This is a genomic window from Amycolatopsis stemonae (assembly GCF_054781455.1).
Window position 1 is genome coordinate 113,948 of record NZ_BAAGUJ010000018.1, and the last position, 20,723, is coordinate 134,670.

Below are 20,723 nucleotides of genomic sequence, written 5' to 3' on the forward strand. Positions count from 1 at the left end.
TCACTCGGCGGGCAGGTCCAGGGCCGCCTTCGCGGCCCGGGCCAGGCCGGGATCGTCCGCAGTGGACGGTCCCGGCACCCACACGGCTTCGACGAGCCGCACGGAGTTGCCGTCGGCCTTGGAGGCGTAGGCGGCGTTCTCGAAGCGCGGCGCGGGGGTGCCGTCCCACTTGCCGGTCTCGGTGGCGAGGTCGAGGATCCCGCCCCCACCGGGCGTGTCGGCGACGGCCTTGAAGGCGGCGGCCTGGCCGGCGTCGGGAAACTCGACGATCCCGACGGTGACGGCCCCGGCCCGCCCGTCGACGGTGACGGCGTAGGAGGCACGCCGCACGCCGGAGCAGCTGGTCTGCTGCAGGCTGGCCTGGGCATCCCCGAAGGCGTGCGAAGCACAGCGCTGATCGTGATCGGCGGCGCGCAGGGCGAACCGCAGACTCTGCACGGGAGGCGCGGAAGCGGTCGTCCGCGGCGGCGGCGCCGGTGGGGTGGTCGTGCCGGGGGCGGCGGCGGTGTCGTCCCCGGAGGTGGCCACGACAACGGCGGCAACGATCAGCGCGGCGAGCAACCCGATGGCCCCGAGGGGCAGCCACCGGACGGTCCGCGAGGCCGGGGTTTCGGTGGGCGCGGGCGGCCGCGGGGTGGGGAAGGGCCGCGGGCTGTCCGGGGATGCGGCTTCGGTTGAGGAGAGGCCGTGCGCGGGCTGCGCGTGTTCTTGCGTGGCCGGCTGCTCGGGCTCGCTCGGCCGGGAGCCGGCTTTCTCAGGTTCGGACTCGACTGGTCGCGTCGCCGTGGGAACGCTGAGGTTTTCAGTTCGCTCCGTATCCGCGGTCGGCGATGCGTTCGCATCACTCGCCTGGGTGGATTGTGGCAGCGCCGCGCCGGGGAAGATCGGCAGCGTGGAGGTTTTCTCCGGTGCGGGAACCGGAATGGTCTCCGTTTGCCCGGTTTCCGCGAGCGCATCCGGCGACCCGGCACGATCGGCTTCCGGTGCCACCGCGGTCGCCTCCGCCTCGGGCCTGGCAGGCCCTGGCACGCCGGATTCGGGCGCGGCGGGCCCCGGCTCGGCAAGCCCCAGCCTGGCTGGCTCGGGCTTGGCGGCCGCCGACTCGGTGGGCTCGGGTTCCGCACGCTCGGCAGGTCCCGGCTCTGTGGGCTCGTGCTCGGCAGGCCCCAGCCCGGAAGGCTCGGGCCCTGCAGGCGCGGGCTCGGCAAGTTCGGTGGGCCCTGGCCCGGCGGGCGTCGGCTTGGCGGGCTCCGGCGTGGCAAGCCCGGGAGGCCGCGGCTCGGCAGGGCCCAGCTCGGCGGACCCCGGCGCTGCAAGCCCGGCAGGTCCGGGCTCGGCAGGTCCTGGCTCGGCAGGCTCCGGCTCGGCGGGCACCGGGGTCTTGGTGTGCCACTCGGCCGTACCGGCCGAAGCCGCCCCCGCCGCAGCCGCCCCGGCCGAAGTCGTACCGGCCGAAGCCGTGCCTGCCGAGGTTGGGGCCGCGGGCGGTGTGGCCTGGCGGGGTGCCGGTGGGGCCGTGTCCCAAAGGGACTCCGGGGGTGAGTCGTCGGAAAACCTGCTGAATCCCTCGCCCAGCAGGATTTCGTCCGAAAACTCCGGAGCCTCCGGGGCCAGGCCGCGGATCAGGGCCCGTACCTGGTCCACCGAGCGCGGGCGGTGCGCCGTGGCCAGGGAGACCGTGGCCGCCAGCATGGTCGTGGGGGTCGGGTGGAGCACCCGGACCGGGCCGGCCAGGTCGCCTGCCGGCTGGTCGACCGTCTCCACGTACGGTCCTACCGCGACGATCGTGCCCACCGGGGCCGTGCCCGGGACCAGTTCCGCGATCCGCTGCTCGCACGCCTGGGAGATGTCCAGTGCTTCGGTGGCCGGGTTGACCGCGTCGTCGTCGGCCACCAGGGGCCAGCCGTCCGCCTTCCACTCCGCGCCCAGCGGGGCTTCCAGGCGCAGGGCCGGGTCCGGGAGGTCGACGCCGATCACGATGATCACCCCGTGGGGGAGCAGGACCACCGCCTCGATCGGGCGCTCGGTCACCGAGCCGACACCCACCAGCGCGATCCCGCCGATCACGGTGCTGCCGCGGCCCAGGGACGCCAGTGCCGCCCGGACGTCGTCGGCGACCCGGGACTGCTGCCGCTCCAGGCGCACCAGTCGCACCGAAAACCCCTCCCTGCTCGTCGTTCCGGGTCAACACGCTAGCGCGCCCGGCCGAATCCCCGGCGCGACACGGGGACGACGCGGCCGGGTGCCCTCCGAAAGTGGTGCCCCGGGTGACTTGTGGTGTTCATGTGGCCAAACAGCACGGTTGGGGTGCAGAATGTGCTACAACGCATCGGAGGCGGCATTCGGGAGCCGCGCTGAAGCCGCACCGCAGCTCGAGTCAGGGCGTAGGGGAAGACGTCCCTCGTCGAGCAACAAGCGGAGGTAGCAGTGAGCACCCGTGGCAGCACCCGAGGTGTGGTGTACGTCCACTCGTCGCCGTCTGCGGTGTGTCCGCACGTCGAGTGGGCTATTTCGGGCACCCTGGGTGCCCGCGTTGACCTGAAGTGGACGGCGCAGCCGGCCAGTCCGGGTCAGCTTCGCGCCGAGTGCGGCTGGCGCGCGCCCGCGGGCACCGGCGCCAAGCTGGCGGCCGCGCTCAAGGCGTGGCCGATGATTCGGTTCGAAGTCACCGAAGAGCCCAGCGCGGGCCTCGACGGCGAGCGGTTCTGCTTCGCGCCCGGCCTCGGCCTGTGGCACGGGCGGACCAGCGCCAACGGCGACATCGTGGTGGGCGAGGACCAGCTTCGCGCCCTCGTCGCCATGACCCGCGGGGGTGAGTCCCTCGCGCACAAGCTCGACGAGCTCCTCGCCGCGAGCTGGGACGAAGCCCTCGAGCCCTACCGCCACGCCGGCGACGGCGCCCCGGTCACCTGGCTGCACCAGGTCGGCTGACGCGCGGCCCGGCGGGGAAACCGCCCTCCGCCGGGCCGGTACGCTCTGCGGGGTGACCACCCCCGCCCCCAGCTCCCGCCAGCGCTGGCTGGCGCCCATCGTGGTCGTGGTGCTGTCCGTGACCGTGGGCAGCGGCCTGCTCGCGCGTGAGCTCTACCGCCGTCCCGACCAGCCCGCGGACGAGACCACCGCGTCGACGGCCACCTCGTCGCCGGCCGGGGGCGTACCCGCGCCGACGGGCCCGGTGCGGATGACCGACGACGCGCTGGCACACCCGCAGGCCGACGCCGTCCGCAAGCTCCTCGAGACGTACTTCGGGGCCATCAACGCCAAGAACTACCAGCAGTGGACCCAGACCGTCAGCAGTGAGCGGGCCGCGCAGCAGCCGCCTGCCGCGTGGCGGGCCGGTGTCAAGTCCACAAGGGACTCCGACGCGCTGGTCTACCGGATCGAACGCGGGTCCGGCACGTCGCTGCGGGTGCTGGTCGCGTTCACCAGCGTGCAGGACACCAAGGACGCCCCGGAGTTCTTCAAGGAGCCCTGCATCAAGTGGCGCCTCGTGATGCCGGTGGTCGTCGAGCGGAACTCGCTCCGGATCGACACCGTCGACCCCGGGCCGGCACCCGAGCACGAGAAGTGCTGAAAAGACGCTGAAAAAGGGGGCCCGGCCGAAGCCGGGCCCCCTTTTTTCGCCGGAACTCAGGCCGCGTGGGTGAACAACAGCGCGGTGTTGTGCCCGCCGAAGCCGAACGAGTTGCTGATCGCGGCGGTCAGGTCGACCTTGCGCGCCTCACCCGAAACGACGTCCAGCTGCACCCGCGGGTCCAGGTCGGTCAGGTTCAGGGTCGCCGGCACGATGCCGTGGTAGAGCGCCAGGATCGTGATGATCCCCTCGACCGCGCCGGCGCCGCCGACGAGGTGGCCGAGCGAGCCCTTCGGCGCCGTCACGACCGGGTGTTCCCCGACCGCGTTGCGGATCGCCGCCGCCTCGCCGATGTCACCGACCACAGTGGACGTCGCGTGGGCGTTCACGTGCCCGACGTCCGCCGCCGTCACGCCGGCCATCTTCATCGCCGCGCGCATCGCGGCGATCTGGCCGACGCCCTCGGGGTGGTTGCCCGTGATGTGGTAGGCGTCCGAGGTGATGCCGTGCCCGGCGATCGTCGCGTAGACGCGCGCCCCGCGGGCCCTCGCCTGGTCGGCGCGCTCCAGGATGACCACGCCGGCGCCCTCGCCGAGGACGAAGCCGTCGCGGTTCGCGTCGAACGGCCGCGACGCGCTCGCCGGGTCGTCGTTGCGCGTGGACACCGTGCGGGCCTGGGCGAAGCCGGCCAGCGTGATCGGGTGGATGCACGCCTCGGCACCCCCGGCGACCACGACGTCGGCGCGCCCGGAGCGGATCATCTCCACGCCGCTGGCGATGCCCTCGGCGCCGGAAGCGCAGGCCGAGGCCGGGGAGTGCACCCCGGCCCGCGCCTTCAGGTCGATGCCGACGTGCGCGGCCGGGCCGTTCGGCATCAGCATGGGCACGGTCAGCGGCGACACCTTGCGGAGACCCTGCTGGTGCAACAGGTCGTTCTGGGTGAGCAGGGTGACCGGGCCGCCGATGCCGGTGCCGATCGACACGCCGAGGCGGTCGGGATCGACGTCGGTGTGCTCGTCGGTCGGCTCCGTGTACCCGGCGTCGGCCCACGCCTGGCGGGCGGCGATCAGCGCGACCTGCTCGCAGCGGTCGAGCCGGCGGGCCTGGACCCGGGGCAGGACCTCGGCCGGGTCGACGGCCAGCTGGCCGCCGATCTTGACCGGAAGCTGCAGCTCTTCGACCCAGTCGGCCTCGATCGCCCGGACCCCGCTCCGCCCGGCCAGCAGACCGTCCCAGGTGGACGTGACGTCCCCGCCGAGCGGTGTGGTGGCGCCGAGACCGGTGATCACGACGTCGATGTTGCTCATTTGAGTCTCCTCAAGGAGGGGAAGAGGACTTACTTCGAGTTGGCCGACACGTAGTTCACGGCGTCGCCCACGGTCTTGAGGTTGGCGAGCTCGTCGTCCGGGATCTTGACGCCGAACTTGTCCTCGGCCTGCACGGCGATCTCGACCATCGACAGCGAGTCGATGTCCAGGTCGTCGACGAACGACTTCTCGGCGGTGACGTCGTCCTGAGCCACACCGGCCACCTCTTCGACGATCTCGGCGAGGCCGGCGAGGATCTCAGCGTTGTCAGCCATGGGGTTGTTCCCTTCTCGGTCTTTCTGGGGGTTCTGTGTTGCCCGTGGGCGAATGCCCGCGGGGAGCGTAACGGTGATCAGGGGCAGACGAACGCCTGCCCGGCGTAGGACAGGCCCGCGCCGAACCCGACCGCCAGCACCACGTCGCCGGACTTGACCGTCCCGGCCTTGCGCATGTGGTCCAGCGCGAGGGGGATGGACGCCGACGAGGTGTTGCCGGAGTACTTGATGTCGTCGGCGACGACCATGTCGTCACGGGCGCCCTGCGCCCGCAGCTTCTTCGCGATCGCCTCGACGATGCGCAGGTTCGCCTGGTGCGGGATCAGGACGTCCACATCGGACGGCTTGAGCCCGGCGGCCTCGAGCGCCTGCATCGCGATCGGCGCGATCTTCGTCGTCGCCCACCGGAAGACCGACTGGCCCTCCTGGTAGATGTACTTGTCGTCGCGCATGTAGATCAGGTCGACCAGGTCGCCCGCGCTGCCCCAGGAGACCGGGCCGATGCCCGGCTCGTCGGAGGCACCGACGACCGCGGCGCCCGCGCCGTCCGCGAAGATGATCGCGTTGGCCCGGTCGACCGGGTCGACCGAGTCGGTGAGCTTCTCCGCGCCGATCACGAGGACCTTCTTCGCCGAGCCCGCCCGGATCAGGTCCGAGGCGACGCCGAGGCCGTAGCAGAACCCGGCGCACGCGGCGTTGAGGTCGAACGCGCCGGGGCTCGGGATGCCGATCCGCGCGGCCACCTGGGCGGCGGCGTTCGGGATCAGCGTCGGCATGGTGCAGTTCGGCAGGATCACCGTGTCCACTTCGGACGGGTCGACCCCGGCGTCCTCGAGGGCGGCCTTGCCGGCGGCGACGGCGAAGTCGGTGAGCGACTCGTCCTTCTCGGCGAACCGGCGCTCGATGATGCCGACGCGCGTCTGGATCCACTCGTCGTTGGTGTCCATGATCTTCGAGAGGTCGTCGTTGGTGACGACCTTCTCGGGCTGCGCGCTGCCGATGCCCAGCACGCGGCTGCCGCGCGAGCCGGGGTTGAGGCTCAGGGTGGGTCGGTCGGTCACGAGGCGTCCTCCTGGCGCAGCGCGGCCAGCTCGGCCGGCGTCTTCAGCGCGGTGGTAGTGGTGACGACGCCCTTGAGCTGCCGCTTGACCAGGCCGGTCAGGGTGCCCGCGGGCGCGAGTTCGACGGTGCGGGTGACGCCGAGCGAGACCAGGCCGTCCATCGTCAGGTCCCAGCGGACCGAGCGGGTGACCTGCGCGACGAGGCGCTCCAGGTACTCGGCTCCGCTGGTGACGACCGCGCCGTCGGCGTTCGACAGCAGCGGGCGGGTGGGGTCGGCCGGGGTCAGTTCGGCGGCGTGGGCGCGCATCGCCTCTTCGGCGGGCGCCATGTACTGCGTGTGGAACGCGCCGGCCACCTTGAGGGCCCGGATCTTCGTGCCTTCGAGGGGCTCGGCGACGATCTTCGCGATGGCGTCGGCGGCGCCGGAGGCGACGATCTGCCCCGCTCCGTTGCGGTTCGCCGCGGTCAGGCCCTGCTCGGCCAGCCACGCGACGACCTGCTCGGGGTCCCCGAGCATGACCGCGGCCATCGACGTCGGTTCGAGCGCGCACGCCTTCGCCATCTCCGCGCCGCGGACGGCGGCGAGCGCGACGGCGTCGGCGGGCTCGAGCACCCCGGCGATCGCGGCGGCGGCGAGCTCGCCGACGGAGTGCCCGGCGACCGGCGCGTCCGCGGGGACCGGCGCGGTGGCCTGGAGGTGCTCGAAGGTGAGCAGCGACAGCGCGACGATCAGTGGCTGCGCCACCGCCGTGTCCTGGATCTCGTCGGCGTCGGCCTCGGTGCCGAGGCGGAGCAGGTCGAGCCCCGCGCGCTCGGACCACTGGGCGACGCGTTCGCGGGCGCCGTCGAGGTCGAGCCAGGGCGTGAACATACCGGGGGCCTGGGACCCCTGACCGGGAGCGAGGACTGCTGCTGTCACCCCTCAAGACAACACGGGAGAGGGCGTTTCCGGGGATGCCGACGCTCACAGTGTCTGCCCGGCGTCTTTGTCGGAACCCTCCAAAGACGCGCCGGACGAGCTCGCTCGTAACCCGGAAGCCTTGTCGGGTTCACTGTAATCTGGGTCACGCGCCGAGCGTCACCAGAGGCCGCGGGCGCGGGCCAGCCTGCCCACCGTGAGCGCGATCCGCAGCACCAGCGCGTCCCGGGGGTCGGTCGCCTGGCAGCCCGTCAGCTCCGCCGCCTTCCGCAGCCGGTACCGGACCGTGTTCGGGTGGACGAACAGCGTCTTGGCGCACGTCTCCAGCACCCCGCCGCTCTCCAGGTACGCCTCGACCGTGCGCTGCAGCGTCGGGCCCGCCTCTTCCAGCGGACGCGCGATCCGGTCCACCAGGAGGCGTTCCGCCTCGGCGTCGCCCGAGAGCGCCCGCTCGGGCAGCAGGTCGGCCGAGCGGACCGGCCGGGGCGCGCCCGGCCAGCCGACCACCGCCCGCAGGCCGGACAGGGCCTCCGTCGCGCTGTGGTGCGCCTCGGCGAGCGTCGGCACGGTCGGGCCGGCGACCACCGGGCCGTCGGCGAACGCCACCGACATCCGGGCGAGGATCTCCCGTTCCTTGACCCCGCCGTCGGTCGGGCCGCCCACCACGACCACCAGCCGGGAGCCCTGCACCGAAAGCAGCACCGCGCGGCCGACGCGGGCGGCGCGGCTGCGGACCTCGAACACCACCGTCGGCGGGTCCTCCGACGGCGGGTTGCCGACCAGGACCGTCGCCGCGGCGGTCGGCTCCCAGCCGAGCGCCGTAGCGCGCGAAAGCACGGACTCCTCCGCGTCGCCACGGACGATGCCGTCGACGACCAGCGCCTCCAGCCGGGCGTCCCACGCGCCGCGCGCTTCGGCCGCCGCGGCGTAGGAATTCGCCGCCGCGAACGCGATTTCCCGGCCGTAGCGCAGGATTCCTTCGATCAGGGCGGCTCGTTCCGCTTCGTTCGCGGCGAACTCGGGCAGCTGCTCCTCGAACACTTCGATGGCGAGCCGCACCATGCCGACCGCCTGGCGCAGGCTCACCCACCGCGAGAGCTCGGCCGGTGCGTCGCGGAACGCTTCGGTCGTCAGCTTCAGCGCTTCCTTCGAGTCCCGCAGCCAGTCGACGAAGCCCGCCGCGCCCGCCTGGGTGATCAGCAGCACGCTCGCGCGCTGGTCGGCCGGGAGCCGGGCGAACCACGGCAGCCGCCGCTCCATCACCGCGATGCTCGCGCTCGCCAGGCTGCCGGACGCGTGCTCCAGCCGCCGGAGCGTCTTCGCGGACAGTCCGTGGTGCTTCGGCACCGGGCGCGGGGTTCCTTCCATGGCGTAGGCGATCCTACGTGGCTCGCAACTTTCGCAGCCCCGGTGGCAACGTCGGGTGGTGTGCGGCGCGTCTTCGTACTGCCTAGGATCGGCACCACACAGGAATGGGGGAACCGGAATGACCGGTTTAGAGATCGACAGGATCTCCAAACGCTTCGGCGACGTGGTGGCTCTGCACGAAATGACGTTCGACGTCCGGCCGGGTGAATTGTTCGGCTTCGTCGGCAGCAACGGCGCGGGCAAGACCACGACCATGCGGATCGCGCTCGGCGTGCTTTCCGCCGACGCGGGCGAAGTCCGTTACGACGGCGAGCCCGTGACGCACGAAACGCGGCGCCACATCGGGTACATGCCGGAAGAACGCGGCCTCTACCCGAAGATGGTCGTCGCCGAGCAGCTGACGTACCTCGCGCGCCTGCACGGCATGTCGGCCGCGGACGCGCGGAAGTCGGCGGAGAAGTGGACCGAACGGCTCGGGGTCGCCGCCCGCCGCGACGACGAGGTCCAGAAGCTCAGCCTGGGCAACCAGCAGCGCGTCCAGCTGGCCGCGGCGCTCGTGCACGAGCCGCGGATCCTGGTGCTCGACGAGCCGTTCTCGGGCCTCGACCCGGTCGCGGTCGACGTGATGAGCCAGGTGCTCAAGGAAAAGGCCGCCGAAGGCGTGCCGGTCGTGTTCTCCAGCCACCAGCTCGACCTGGTCGAGCGGCTCTGCGACCGCGTCGGGATCGTCCGGAGTGGACAGATGGTGGCCAAGGGCACCGTCGGCGAGCTGCGGGCCGGCGGCACGGTCCGGCTGCGGGTCGACGCACCCGAGGCCCCCGAGGGCTGGGCCGACGGCCTGGCCGGGGTGAAGGTGCTGGGCCACTCGGGCCCGGTGACCGAGCTCGAGCTCGGCGACGGCGCCGACGACCAGGACGTCCTCAAGGCCGCGCTGGCCACCGGGCCGGTGCGCGAGTTCGCCCGCGAACAACCGTCGCTGGCCGACCTGTTCCGTTCCGTCGTGACCGTGGAGGTCCCCGCATGAGCGCCCCGGTTCCCGACGTCCGGATGAGCCCGATGGCGGCGGTGGGGCTGGTCGCCTCCCGCGAGATCACCACCCGGGTCAAGTCGAAGGCCTTCCGCGTCGCCACCGTCGTCATGCTGGTGCTGATCGTGGCCGGGATCCTGCTGCTCAAGCTGATCTCCGGCGGCAGCGGCGCCGACGCGACCGTCGGCTACACGGCGGCGACCGCCCCGCTCTCCGCGCCGCTGCAGGCCGGCGGGCAGACGGTCGGCGAGAAGATCGACGTCACCCAGGTCTCCGACGAGGCCGCCGGGCGCGCGAAGCTGGCCGACGGCTCGATCGACGCGCTCCTCACCGGCGACGGCAGGACCGTGCACGTCCAGGTGAAGAAGGACCTCGACGGCAAGCTGGCCAACGTGCTGCAGCTGCTGTCCCAGCAGGTGGCGATCGACCGGCAGATCACGAGCCTGGGCGGCGACCCGGCGCGCTTCAAGGCCGCCGTCGCGTCGGCGAAGTACGTCGAAGACCCGCCGCTGGAGCAGCCGTACGACTACAACGGCACGCAGCTGGGGCTCGGCATCGCCGCCGGCATCCTCATCTACCTGTCGCTGATGATCAACGGCCAGAGCGTGGCGCAGGGCGTCGTCGAGGAGAAGACGTCGCGGGTCGTCGAACTGCTGCTGTCGACGATCAAGCCATGGCAGCTGATGGCCGGGAAGGTGCTCGGCATCGGGGTGGTCGGGCTGATCCAGATGGTCGTCATCGGCGTCGGCGGAATGGTGGCCGCGCTGGCGACCGGAGCTTTGCCGGACCTCTCGCTTTCCTCGGCCGTCGGCACGGTCGTCTGGCTGATCGTCTGGTACCTGCTCGGGTTCTTCATGTACTCGATCGTGTTCGCCGCGCTCGGTGCCCTGGTTTCCCGTCAGGAGGACGTCGGCGGGGCGACGATGCCGGCGCTGATGTTCGTGATCGCCGGGTACGTGATCGGCATTTCGGTGCTGCCGTCGAATCCGGGCAGCACGTTCGTCGAGGTGCTTTCCGTGATCCCGGTGTTCTCGCCGACGCTGATGCCGATCCGGCTGGCGATGGGCGGCGTGCCGGTGTGGGAAGCCGCGTTGTCGGTGGTGCTGGTGGTGCTGATGATTCCGGGGCTGATCTGGCTGGCCGCGCGGATCTACCGCAACGCCGTGATGCGCACCGGCGCGAAGGTGAAGCTGCGGGACGCCTTGCGCGCCGCCTGACGTTTCCCGGTTGTTCATCCGGCCCTCGGACGCTTCGGTGTCCGGGGGCCGGTTCTTTACGTCCGGTAAATGCTCGAGGCCGCCCGGCGCTCGCGGTTTTCGCTGCGCCGGACGGCCTCGTCTCCCCGGTCCCCACCGGTGAAACCAGTATGGCCATCGCTGATCTTCGCGCGCCAGTCGTCTCACTCGATCGTGGGGCGCACGAGTTGCCGACGCTGGGTACCTGATCAACGATCCGGTGCAACACAGCGCCACCAACCCGAATCGTTGCGTGGCGATTCGGCGCAAAAACCGTGGAGGGATCGGTATGGGCCAGCAACTGAAGGACGGGCTCGGGCAAGCGTGGAACCTGGTGGCCACGTTCGTCCCGAAACTCGTCGGATTCCTGATCATCCTGCTGATCGGCTGGCTGATCGCGAAGGCCGTCTCGAAAGCCTTGGGGCTCGTCCTCGCGAAAGTCGGGTTCGGGAAGCTCGTGGAGAAGACCGGCCTGAGCGGAACGGTCGGCCAGCAGAAGATCGACGCGACCGGGATCCTCGTGAAACTGGTCTACTACTTCATCCTGCTGATCGCGCTGCAGCTGGCGTTCGGCGTCTTCGGGCCGACGAACCCGGTGAGCCAGCTGCTGAACGACATCATCGCGTTCCTGCCGCGGATCCTGGTGGCGCTGGTGCTGGTGGTGGTCGCGGCGGCCATCGCGAAGGTCGTGCGTGACGTCGTCGCGTCGGCGCTGTCCGGCCGCGGGGCCGCTCGCCCGCTGTCGCTGGCCGCCTACTGGCTGATCATGGCGTTCGGCATCATCGCGGCGCTCGGCCAGGTGAACATCGCGACGACGATCACCGGCCCGCTCCTGATCGCGGTGCTGGCGACGATCGGCGGCGTCATCGTGGTCGGCTTCGGCGGCGGCCTGATCAAGCCGGCGCAGGACCGCTGGCGCGGCTGGATCGCGAACATGGAGCACCAGATGGAGACGCCGAAGCAGCGCACGGGCGAGATGGGCACCAGCGCGGCCCCGCGCGTCCCGGTCGGTGCCGACAACACCCCGACCCCGCCGGCGGGCACGCCGCGCCCGCAGGGCTGAGGTTTTCGAACGGTTTCGGGGCGGGTCCGGCGGACGAGGAAGGCGCCGGGCCCGCCCCGGTCTTTCGCCCCACCCGGCCGGCGTCCCACGGTCCGGGATGTTCCGCCGCTCACAGTTCCTAGGGAATTCACCACCCCCGGAGCATGTTGGGTGCGGTAGGACGAAAGGGGCGTCACGTGGATTTCCTGCTGCACCACGGAATCACGGTGCTCGGCCAGTGGATCTCGATCGCGGAGCTCGCCGGGCAGGTGTTCGCGCTCGCTGTCGTGTTCCTCGCGCAGCGTCGCACCCTGTGGACGTGGCCCGTGCAGGTCGGGGCCACCGTGCTGCTCTTCGCCGTCTACGTCTCCGCGCACCTCGGCGGGCTCGCCGCCCGGCAGGTCGCCATCCTCGCCATCTCCGTCTACGGCTGGTGGGCCTGGACGCGCCGGCAGGACCCGGTCTTCGGCGTCGTCGTGCGGCAGGGGCGGCTCGCCGAACGACTCGCCATGCTCGGTGCCTTCGTCGCCGGCACCACCGTGATGGCCCTGGTGCTCGACGCGCTGAACGCGTCCTGGGCGCCGTGGCCGGACGCCGCCATCTTCGTCGGCACCCTGGTCGCCTTCGGGGCGCAGGGGGCCGGGCTCGTCGAGTTCTGGCTGGTCTGGCTGGTCGTCGACGCGATCGGCGTGCCGCTGCAGATCTCGTCCGGGCTGTACTTCTCGGCCGCGATCTACATCGTCTTCGCCGGGCTCGTCATCCACGGCTGGTGGAGCTGGAACCGCTCGGCCAAGCGGGTCGGGCAAAGCGTCATGGCAGCATCCAGCTGAGCACCGGCGTGCTCTGCCCGAGCACGATCAGGCACATCACCAGCAGCAGCCCCAGGCTCCACGGGAGCACCTTCCGCAGCAGCTTGCCCTCTTCGCCCGGCAGGTTCGCCGCGACGCAGGCGATCGTGAGGTTCTGCGGCGAGACCATCTTGCCGAGCACGCCGCCCGAGCTGTTGGCCGCGGCCAGCAGGTCGGCGGGCAGGCCGGTCTTGTTCGCCGCGGTCACCTGCAGCGCGCCGAACAACGCGTTCGCCGACGTGTCCGAGCCCGAGACGGCGACGCCGAACCAGCCCAGCACCGGCGAGAGGAACGCCAGCCCGCTGCCGGCGGCCGCGATGAACGTGCCGATCGTGCTCGTCTGGCCGGACAGGTTCATCACGTAGGCCAAGGCGAGCACCCCGGTCACGGTCAGGATCGCGAACCGCAGCTCCTTCACGGTCGCGCCCCACTCGCTCGCGGCACCGCCCGCCGAGACGGCCAGGATCGCCGCCGTCAGGACGCCGGCCAGCAGCACGAGCGTGCCGCCGGTGTTGAGGAACGGCAGCGAGAACGTGTTGCCGGACACCGGTTTCCCGTTCGGCCCGGCGACGTTCAGCCCGGGCCAGTGGAACTTCCAGGTCGCCTTGTCGAGCAGCTTCTTGACCGGCGGCAGCACGGCCAGCGAGAAGATCACGATGATCAGGGCGTACGGCAGGTACGCCTTCACGACGTCGGTGCGTGAATCCTCCGGCGGTGCTTCCTCGGTCGCCGTCCCGCCCGTGCCGATCCGGACGGCTTCCGGCACCGGGCGGCGGATCTGGGGGAGGGCCACGAGCGCGGCCGCGCCGGCGAGCGCGGCGGCGATGTCGGCCAACTGCGGCGAAACGTAGTTGGACGCGAGGAACTGCACCAGCCCGAACGCGACGCCGCAGACCAGCGCGGGCAGCCAGGTGTCCTTCAGGCCGCGCTTGCCGTCGACGATGGTCACCAGCAGCAGCGGCACGACCAGCGCGAGCAGCGGCGTCTGGCGGCCGACGATCGAGGAGACCTGCTCCAGCGGCAGCCCGGTCACCTGGGCGAGCGTGACGACCGGGGTGCCCATGGCGCCGAACGCGACCGGTGCGGTGTTCGCCACCAGCGCGACGACCGCGGCCTTCACCGGGTGGAAGCCGACGGCCACCAGCATCACGGCGCTGATCGCGACCGGTGCGCCGAAGCCCGCCAGGGCCTCCATCAGCGCGCCGAAGCAGAAGGCGATGATCAGCGCCTGGATGCGCGGGTCGTCGGAGATCCGGCCGAACGAGCGGCGCAGGACGTCGAAGTGCCCGGTCCGCACGGTGAGCCGGTAGATCCACAGCGCGTTGACGACGATCCACATGATCGGCCACAGCCCGAACGCGGCGCCCGACAGCGCGCCGGAGACGGCCTGGACGACCGGCATGCCGTACGCGGCGATCCCGACGACGAGCGCGACGAGCAGCCCGATCAGGGCGGCGTGGTGCGCCCGCATCCGGACGACGCCGAGGAGGACGAGGACGGTGGCGAGCGGCAGCACGGCGACGAGCGCCGACAGGCCCAGCGAATCGAGGGGAGTCAGGTCTTGCACGAACACGGGCGACCTCCGTTTTCCACGATGCGAAAACGGCCTTTCGGCGGGTGCCCGAGATCTTCGTCACAAACCAGTCGGTCCGTCAAGAAGTTGAGACCGGTTGGCCCAGTCGGTCAGCGGCTGACCGGCAGCACGGCGAGGGCGGTTTCGGCGATGCCGAGCAGGTCGGCCTGGTCGCAGCCGCCCTTGCCGAGGGCTTCGATGCCGCGCAGGGTCGCCAGCAGGAGGCCGGCCAGCCGGGCCGGTTCGTGGCCCTCGGCGATGTCGCCCGCGCGCTGGGCGCCGGCGACGCAGGCCGTCAGCAGGCCGTTCAGCTCGCGGAACGCCTGACGGGCGCGGGCCGCGATCTCGGGGTCGTGCTCGGCGCACTCGGCGGCGGTCTTCGCGATGAGGCAGCCGCGGTGGATGGCGTCCGCGGCGACGGCTTCGGCGTCGGCCAGGACGTAGTCGCGCAGCCGCTGGTAGGCCTCGCTGTCGGGGCCTTCGAGCCGGCGTCGCGCGCCCTCGACGGCGGTGGCGCAGTGGTCGGCGAAGACGCGCACGAACAGGGCGTGCTTGTCGCCGAAGGCGCCGTAGAGGCTGCCCTTGCCGAGGCCGGTCGCGGCGGCGATGTCGTCGATCTTCGTGCCCGCGTAGCCGGTCGACCAGAACCGGTCCCGCGCCGTGCGCAGGACCGCGCCTTCGTCGAAGCTCCGCGGTCTCGCCATGACTTCAGGATAGGCATTCTTGACTGTCTCGTCCAGAACGGCGTAGGTTCTGGACGAGACAGTCAAGAATTCGGGAGGACATCGTGAAGCTGGCGAACAAGACCGCCCTCGTGACCGGCGCCGGGACCGGCATCGGCCTGGGCATCGCGAAGCGGTTCGCCGCGGAGGGCGCGCACGTCGTGATCACCGGGCGGCGCAAGGAGGTCCTCGACGACGCCGTCGCCGAGATCGGCGGTTCGGTGCAGGCGATCCGCGCCGACTCGTCGGACCTCGCCGACCTGGACGAGGTCTACCGCGCGATCGCCGAACGCGGCCGCGGCCTGGACGTCGTGGTGGCCAACTCCGGCAGCGGCGTCAACGCCCCGCTCGGCGAGATCACCGAGGAGCAGTTCGACGTCACCTTCGGCACGAACGTCAAAGGCGTGCTGTTCACCGTGCAGAAGGCGTTGCCGCTGCTCAACGAGAAGGCATCGGTCGTCATCATCGGCTCGACCACGTCGACCCGGGTGGCGCCCGGCATGAGCGTCTACGCGTCGACGAAGGCCGCCGTCCGCAACTTCGCCCGCACCTGGGCGCTCGACCTGCAGGGCCGTGGCGTGCGCGTGAACGTCCTGAGCCCGGGGCCGACGCTGACCCCGGGCCTGCTCGGCCTGGCCGAGCCGGGTGCGCAGCAGGCGATGGTGGAGCGGATGACGGACGCGGTCCCGCTGGGCCGGATCGGCGACCCGGCGGAGATCGCCGCGGCGGCGCTGTTCCTGGCCACCGACGAGGCGAGCTTCGTCAACGGCGTCGAGTTCTTCGTCGACGGCGGCCAGGCGCAGGTCTAACGCAGGGTGGCGTGGCTCGGCGTCAGGTCCTTCAGCGTCCGGACGCCGAGCAGCTGCATCGTGCGGACCATCTCGGTCCGCAGGATGTCGACGCACCGCTGGACGCCGCGCTCGCCGCCGGCCATCAGGCCGTAGAGGAACGCGCGGCCGACCAGCACCGCGTCGGCGCCGCGGGCGATCGCCGCGACGATGTCGCCGCCGGACAGGATGCCCGTGTCGATCCACACCTCGGCGCCGCCCTGGAGCTCGTCCAGCACCGCGGGCAGCAGCTCCAGGGGCGTCGGGGCGCGGTCGAGCTGGCGGCCGCCGTGGTTCGAGATCAGCACCGCGTCGGCGCCGTGTTTCACGACGTCCCGCGCGTCGTCGACGTTCTGGACGCCCTTCACCACGAGCTTCCCGGGCCAGGTGCGGCGCACCCAGTCGAGGTCGTCGAAGTTCAGCGTCGGGTCGAACAGCTTGTTCAGCAGCTCGGCGACGGTGCCGCCGAAGTGGGTGAGCGAAGCGAACTGCAGCGGCTCGGTGGTGAGCAGGTTGAACCACCACGCCGGGTGCGTCGCGCCGTCGAGGAACGTCTTGAGCGTCAACGCGGGCGGGATGGTCAGGCCGTTGCGGACATCCCGCAGGCGCGCGCCGCCGACCGGGGTGTCCACGGTCAGCATCAGCGTGTCGAAGCCGTGCTCCCACGCCCGATTCATCAGATCTTCACCGGCGCCGTGGTCGCGCCAGACGTAGAGCTGGAACCACTTGCGGGCGCCCGGCGCGGCCGCGGCCAGGTCCTCGATCGACGTCGTCGCCATCGTCGAGAGGCCCATCGGGATGCCGTTGCGCTCGGCGACGCGCGCGACCGCGCTCTCGCCTTCATGCTGCATCATCCGCGTGAACCCGGTGGGGGCGAAGGCGAACGGCAGCGCCGACGTCTTGCCGAGGATCTCGCGGGTGGTGTCCACATCGGACACCCCGCGCAGCACGTTCGGGTGGAACTCGACGCGCCGGTAGGCCTGCCGCGCCCGGCGCAGGCTGTCCTCGAGCTCGGCGGCGCCGTCGGTGTAGTCGAACGCCGCCCGCGGGGTCCGCTTGCGGGCGATCATCCGCAGGTCGGCGATGGTGTGGGCGTTCGCCAGCCGCCGGTCGGTCGGGTTCAGCACGATCGGCTTCGGCCGCAGGATCTGCTTCAGCTCGTCCGGCTTGGGCAGTCGGCGCTTCGTCACCCTCATCAACTCCCTAAGCGAGCGGGACCCGGCAGACATCGGATGTCTGCCGGGTCCCTTTCTAGCATCGGATCACGCGCTGCCGGAATCCGACGTCTGCGGCCCGGCGGCCGCGATGTCGTCGAGCCGGTACTTCGTGGCCGCTTCGAGGACCTTCGCCTGGTCGACCTCGCCGCGCTTGGCGAGGATCGACAGCGCCCCGACGGTGATCGACTCGGCGTCGACGAGGAACTTCCGCCGCGCCGCCGGCCGGGTGTCGGAGAAGCCGAAGCCGTCCGTGCCCAGCGTCAGCATGTCGGTCGGGACGTACGGGCGGATCAGGTCCGGCACCGCGCGCATCCAGTCCGACACCGCCACGACCGGCCCGTTGCTGCCCGAGAGCTTCTCGGTCACGTACGGGACGCGCGGCTCGCTGCCCGGGTAGAGCAGGTTGTCGTGGTCGATCTCGACGGCCTCCCGCCGCAGCTCGGTCCACGACGTCGCCGACCACACCGCGGCCCGCACGCCCCACTCCTCGGCCAGCAGCTTCTGCGCCTTGAGCGCGTCCGGCATCGTGACGCCCGAGACCAGGATCTGCACCTCGGGACCGTCGCCCCCAGGGGCGTCGGCGTACTTGTACAGGCCCTTGAGCAGGCCGTCGACGTCGAGGTTCTCCGGCTCGGCGGGCTGCTGGTACGGCTCGTTGTAGATCGTCATGTAGTAGAAGACGTTCTCGCCGTTGCCGTCCGGGCCGGCTTCGCCGTACATCCGGCGCAGGCCGTCCTTCACGATGTGCGCGATCTCGAACGACCACGCCGGGTCGTAGGCCACCGCGGCCGGGTTGGTCGCCGCCAGCAGCAGCGAGTGCCCGTCCGCGTGCTGCAGGCCCTCACCGGTCAGCGTGGTGCGCCCGGCGGTGGCGCCGAGGACGAACCCGCGGGCCATCTGGTCGGCGGCGGCGTAGAGGCCGTCACCGGTGCGCTGGAACCCGAACATCGAGTAGAAGATGTAGATCGGGATCATCGGCTCGCCGTGCGTCGCGTACGACGTGCCGACGGCGGTGAACGACGCGGTCGAGCCGGCCTCGTTGATGCCCTCGTGCAGCAGCTGGCCCTTCTCGGACTCCTTGTAGGCCAGCATCAGGCTCGCGTCGACCGACGTGTACGTCTGGCCGTGCGGGTTGTAGATCTTGGCGGTCGGGAACATCGAGTCGAGGCCGAAGGTGCGGGCCTCGTCCGGGATGATCGGGACGACGCGCTTGCCGATTTCGGAGTCCTTGGCGAGCTCGCGGACGAGCCGGACGAACGCCATCGTCGTGGCGACCTCCTGCTTGCCGGAGCCCTTCCGGATGCCCTCGTAGACCTTGTCGCCGGGCAGCACCAGGGCCTTCGCGGCCTTGGGACGGCGTTCCGGCAGGAAGCCGCCGAGCGCCTTGCGGCGGCCGATGAGGTACTCGATCTCGGGCGAGTTCGCGCCCGGGTGGTAGTACGGCGGCAGCTTCGGGTCGCGCTCGAGCTCCTCGTCGCTGATCGGGATCCGCTGGGAGTCGCGGAACAGCTTCAGGTCGTCGAGGGTGAGCTTCTTCATCTGGTGCGTGGCGTTGCGGCCCTCGAACGCCGGGCCCAGGCCGTAGCCCTTGATGGTGTGGGCCAGGATCACCGTCGGCTGGCCGTGGTGCTCCAGCGCCGCCTTGTAGGCCGCGTACACCTTGCGGTAGTCGTGGCCGCCGCGCTTGAGGTTCCAGATGTCGGCGTCGGAGAGGTCCTTGACCAGGTCCTTCGTCCGCGGGTCGCGGCCGAAGAAGTGCTCGCGGACGAACGCGCCGTCGTTGGCCTTGTACGTCTGGAAGTCACCGTCGGGTGTCACGTTCATCAGGTTGACCAGCGCGCCGTCGCGGTCGGCGTGCAGCAGCGAGTCCCACTCGCGGCCCCAGATGACCTTGATGACGTTCCAGCCGGCGCCGCGGAAGTACGACTCCAGCTCCTGGATGATCTTGCCGTTGCCGCGCACCGGGCCGTCGAGCCGCTGCAGGTTGCAGTTGATCACGAAGGTCAGGTTGTCGAGGCCTTCGCCGGCCGCGACGTGGATCAGGCCGCGGGACTCGGCCTCGTCCATCTCGCCGTCGCCCAGGAACGCCCAGACGTGCTGGTCGTCGGTGTTCTTGATGCCGCGGTCGCGCAGGTAGCGGTTGAACCGCGCCTGGTAGATGGCGTTCATCGGGCCGAGGCCCATCGACACCGTCGGGTTCTCCCAGAACTCCGGCATCAGCCGCGGGTGCGGGTACGACGGCAGGCCGCCGCCCTCACCGGCGTGGCTGTACTCCTGGCGGAAGCCGTCGAGCTGCTGCTCCGACAGCCGGCCCTCGAGGAACGCGCGGGCGTAGATGCCGGGGGAGGCGTGGCCCTGGATGTAGATCTGGTCGCCGCCGCCGGAGTGGTCCTTGCCGCGGAAGAAGTGGTTGAAGCCCACTTCGTAGAGCGCGGCCGAGGAGGCGTAGGTCGAGATGTGACCGCCGACGCCGACGCCCGGGCGCTGTGCCCGGTGCACCATGATCGCCGCGTTCCAGCGGATGTAGGCCCGGTAACGGCGCTCGATCTCCTCGTCGCCGGGGAACCAGGGCTCGTTCTCGGTGGGGATGGTGTTGACGAAGTCCGTCGACGTCAGCGCCGGGACACCGACGTTCCGCTCCCGGGCGCGCTCCAGGATGCGCAGCATCAGGTAGCGCGCCCGCTGCTGACCACCCCTGGCCAGCGCCTCGTCGAAGGAGTCCAGCCACTCGGCGGTCTCCTCCGGGTCGATGTCGGGCAGGTGCGCCGCCAATCCGTCACGGATGACGCGTACGCGTGCCGGGGTCTCCTTGCCGGAGGCGCCGTCGTTCTGCGGGGCCAAGGGGTCTCCTTGCGAAAAGTTGTAGCCGGTGGTGCTCGTACGCGGGGGTGTACGACTCTCCATCGTCGTCTTCCGTCCCGGCTTCCGCACCGCTACTTGGCGGTAACATCGGCCGACCCGGTCGAGCCACTCCCAGCGCGCGGTGTATCGCGCGCGCGTTTTCTTCTTCCCCACCCTAGGGGACGCCCCCCGAAGGGGTGGCAGACCGGTCTCGCGAGGTACCCGAAACGCCGTCGCGAGGGGCCTCGCGCGGGCCGTATCCTGCGACACGAGTTGTCAAAGATCCGGTGTGGACGGTTGCGCGCGGAGCCGCACCAGTGTTCGCTATCGGCAACCGGGTCGCCGAGTGTGGCGCCGTCGTACCCTCGCGGGGGTGTTCCGACGCCACACTCCGTCGTAGTTGGAGGAGTGAAAGCAGTGGTCGCCGCGGGAGACGCTGATCAGACCAGCGTCGCCGAGAGGCTCGGCATCAAGCCCGAGATGGTGGTCCAGGAGATCGGCTGGGACGAGGACGTCGACGACGACGTCCGCGCGGCGATCGAGGAGCAGATCGGCGGGGACATCCTCGACGAGGAAGCCGACGAGGTCATCGACGTGGTGCTGCTGTGGTGGCGCGAAGACGACGGAGACCTCGGCGACGCGCTCATCGACGCCAGGGGCCCCCTGGACGAGAACGGCGTCATCTGGGTGCTCACCCCGAAGACGGGGCAGCCCGGGCACGTCGAGCCGAGCGAAATCGCCGAAGCGGTGCCCGCCGTCGGACTGGCCCAGACCGCCAACATGAGTGTCGGCGCGAACTGGATCGGCACCCGGCTGGTCTCCCCCAAGTCGAAGTCCAAGCAGCGCTGAACAGGTCTCGCCGGGCCGACACGATAGGGTTGTCGTC

18 protein-coding genes are annotated in these 20,723 nt (G+C 71.2%); 8 read left to right on the forward strand and 10 right to left on the reverse strand.

Annotated elements, in window-relative coordinates; all coding sequences use genetic code 11:
- The gene (locus tag ACYVLJ_RS41300) at positions 1-2,154 is read right to left on the reverse strand and encodes a DNA polymerase III subunit gamma/tau domain-containing protein (RefSeq protein WP_460442787.1); all 2,154 of its coding nucleotides are present in this window, start codon (positions 2,152-2,154) and stop codon (positions 1-3) included.
- Between the two features lie 273 nt (positions 2,155-2,427).
- Between ACYVLJ_RS41300 and ACYVLJ_RS41305 the strand changes: the two genes are divergently transcribed.
- Complete coding sequence (locus ACYVLJ_RS41305) at positions 2,428-2,931, forward strand: DUF3145 domain-containing protein (RefSeq protein ID WP_451974391.1); 504 nt, start codon at positions 2,428-2,430, stop codon at positions 2,929-2,931.
- A 52-nt stretch (positions 2,932-2,983) separates the two neighbouring features.
- A complete protein-coding gene (locus tag ACYVLJ_RS41310; RefSeq protein ID WP_460442788.1) occupies positions 2,984-3,574 on the forward strand; it encodes a hypothetical protein in 591 nt (196 codons plus the stop codon).
- Between the two features lie 56 nt (positions 3,575-3,630).
- Here the strand turns inward: ACYVLJ_RS41310 and ACYVLJ_RS41315 are convergent, their stop codons facing one another.
- The 5 genes from ACYVLJ_RS41315 to ACYVLJ_RS41335 form a co-directional block, all read right to left on the reverse strand.
- The gene (locus tag ACYVLJ_RS41315; RefSeq protein WP_451974387.1) at positions 3,631-4,881 is read right to left on the reverse strand and encodes a beta-ketoacyl-[acyl-carrier-protein] synthase family protein; all 1,251 of its coding nucleotides are present in this window, start codon (positions 4,879-4,881) and stop codon (positions 3,631-3,633) included.
- Positions 4,882-4,910: 29 nt separating this feature from the next.
- The gene (locus tag ACYVLJ_RS41320) at positions 4,911-5,156 is read right to left on the reverse strand and encodes an acyl carrier protein (RefSeq protein WP_004559006.1); all 246 of its coding nucleotides are present in this window, start codon (positions 5,154-5,156) and stop codon (positions 4,911-4,913) included.
- Between the two features lie 77 nt (positions 5,157-5,233).
- Complete coding sequence (locus ACYVLJ_RS41325; RefSeq protein ID WP_460442789.1) at positions 5,234-6,217, reverse strand: beta-ketoacyl-ACP synthase III; 984 nt, start codon at positions 6,215-6,217, stop codon at positions 5,234-5,236.
- Positions 6,214-7,137: an ACP S-malonyltransferase gene (locus ACYVLJ_RS41330; RefSeq protein ID WP_451974383.1), complete on the reverse strand. Its 924-nt coding sequence runs from the start codon at positions 7,135-7,137 to the stop codon at positions 6,214-6,216. The genes ACYVLJ_RS41325 and ACYVLJ_RS41330 overlap by 4 nt, the downstream gene beginning before the upstream one ends.
- Before the next feature lie 159 nt (positions 7,138-7,296).
- Positions 7,297-8,505 (reverse strand): PucR family transcriptional regulator, encoded by a 1,209-nt coding sequence (locus ACYVLJ_RS41335; RefSeq protein ID WP_460442790.1) that lies wholly within the window; start codon positions 8,503-8,505, stop codon positions 7,297-7,299.
- A 118-nt stretch (positions 8,506-8,623) separates the two neighbouring features.
- Here ACYVLJ_RS41335 and ACYVLJ_RS41340 point away from each other — a divergent pair, with 118 nt between their 5' ends.
- The 4 genes from ACYVLJ_RS41340 (at position 8,624) to ACYVLJ_RS41355 (ending at position 12,639) form a co-directional block, all read left to right on the forward strand.
- Positions 8,624-9,529 carry an ABC transporter ATP-binding protein gene (locus ACYVLJ_RS41340; protein WP_451974379.1) on the forward strand — a complete coding sequence of 302 codons (906 nt, stop codon included), beginning with the start codon at positions 8,624-8,626 and terminating at the stop codon, positions 9,527-9,529.
- Positions 9,526-10,749, forward strand: a complete 1,224-nt coding sequence (locus tag ACYVLJ_RS41345) for an ABC transporter permease (protein WP_451974377.1) — start codon at positions 9,526-9,528, stop codon at positions 10,747-10,749. Before ACYVLJ_RS41340 ends, ACYVLJ_RS41345 begins: the two co-directional genes overlap by 4 nt.
- Positions 10,750-11,056: 307 nt before the next feature.
- Positions 11,057-11,830, forward strand: a complete 774-nt coding sequence (locus ACYVLJ_RS41350) for a mechanosensitive ion channel family protein (RefSeq protein ID WP_451974375.1) — start codon at positions 11,057-11,059, stop codon at positions 11,828-11,830.
- Positions 11,831-12,006: 176 nt separating this feature from the next.
- Positions 12,007-12,639, forward strand: a complete 633-nt coding sequence (locus ACYVLJ_RS41355) for a nicotinamide mononucleotide transporter family protein (RefSeq protein ID WP_451974373.1) — start codon at positions 12,007-12,009, stop codon at positions 12,637-12,639.
- Here the strand turns inward: ACYVLJ_RS41355 and ACYVLJ_RS41360 are convergent.
- Both ACYVLJ_RS41360 and ACYVLJ_RS41365 read right to left on the reverse strand, forming a co-directional pair.
- The gene (locus tag ACYVLJ_RS41360) at positions 12,620-14,230 is read right to left on the reverse strand and encodes an L-lactate permease (RefSeq protein ID WP_460442791.1); all 1,611 of its coding nucleotides are present in this window, start codon (positions 14,228-14,230) and stop codon (positions 12,620-12,622) included. The two genes, ACYVLJ_RS41355 and ACYVLJ_RS41360, sit on opposite strands and share 20 nt — an antisense overlap.
- Positions 14,231-14,340: 110 nt before the next feature.
- Positions 14,341-14,934 (reverse strand): TetR/AcrR family transcriptional regulator, encoded by a 594-nt coding sequence (locus ACYVLJ_RS41365; protein WP_460442792.1) that lies wholly within the window; start codon positions 14,932-14,934, stop codon positions 14,341-14,343.
- Positions 14,935-15,017: 83 nt separating this feature from the next.
- Here ACYVLJ_RS41365 and ACYVLJ_RS41370 point away from each other — a divergent pair, with 83 nt between their 5' ends.
- Entirely contained in the window at positions 15,018-15,761 is a 744-nt protein-coding gene (locus ACYVLJ_RS41370) for an SDR family oxidoreductase (RefSeq protein ID WP_460442793.1), read from the forward strand.
- Here the strand turns inward: ACYVLJ_RS41370 and ACYVLJ_RS41375 are convergent.
- Together ACYVLJ_RS41375 and aceE are read right to left on the reverse strand one after the other, a co-directional pair.
- Complete coding sequence (locus tag ACYVLJ_RS41375; RefSeq protein WP_451974365.1) at positions 15,758-16,969, reverse strand: alpha-hydroxy acid oxidase; 1,212 nt, start codon at positions 16,967-16,969, stop codon at positions 15,758-15,760. The two genes, ACYVLJ_RS41370 and ACYVLJ_RS41375, sit on opposite strands and share 4 nt — an antisense overlap.
- A 72-nt stretch (positions 16,970-17,041) precedes the next feature.
- Positions 17,042-19,837, reverse strand: coding sequence for a pyruvate dehydrogenase (acetyl-transferring), homodimeric type (gene aceE / locus ACYVLJ_RS41380; protein WP_451974363.1), 2,796 nt, complete (start codon positions 19,835-19,837; stop codon positions 17,042-17,044).
- A gap of 417 nt (positions 19,838-20,254) precedes the next feature.
- Here aceE and ACYVLJ_RS41385 point away from each other — a divergent pair, with 417 nt between their 5' ends.
- Positions 20,255-20,686: a DUF3052 domain-containing protein gene (locus ACYVLJ_RS41385; protein WP_451974361.1), complete on the forward strand. Its 432-nt coding sequence runs from the start codon at positions 20,255-20,257 to the stop codon at positions 20,684-20,686.
- Positions 20,687-20,723: the final 37 nt, after the last annotated feature.

Excerpts from the sequence above, each read along its gene's own strand:
- ACYVLJ_RS41315 (WP_451974387.1), bottom strand. The coding sequence starts at position 4,881 with ATGAGCAACATCGACGTCGTGATCACCGGTCTCGGCGCCACCACACCG.
- ACYVLJ_RS41365 (WP_460442792.1), bottom strand. The coding sequence starts at position 14,934 with ATGGCGAGACCGCGGAGCTTCGACGAAGGCGCGGTCCTGCGCACGGCG.
- ACYVLJ_RS41345 (WP_451974377.1), top strand. The coding sequence starts at position 9,526 with ATGAGCGCCCCGGTTCCCGACGTCCGGATGAGCCCGATGGCGGCGGTG.
- ACYVLJ_RS41320 (WP_004559006.1), bottom strand. The coding sequence starts at position 5,156 with ATGGCTGACAACGCTGAGATCCTCGCCGGCCTCGCCGAGATCGTCGAA.
- ACYVLJ_RS41340 (WP_451974379.1), top strand. The coding sequence starts at position 8,624 with ATGACCGGTTTAGAGATCGACAGGATCTCCAAACGCTTCGGCGACGTG.
- ACYVLJ_RS41350 (WP_451974375.1), top strand. The coding sequence starts at position 11,057 with ATGGGCCAGCAACTGAAGGACGGGCTCGGGCAAGCGTGGAACCTGGTG.
- ACYVLJ_RS41335 (WP_460442790.1), bottom strand. The coding sequence starts at position 8,505 with ATGGAAGGAACCCCGCGCCCGGTGCCGAAGCACCACGGACTGTCCGCG.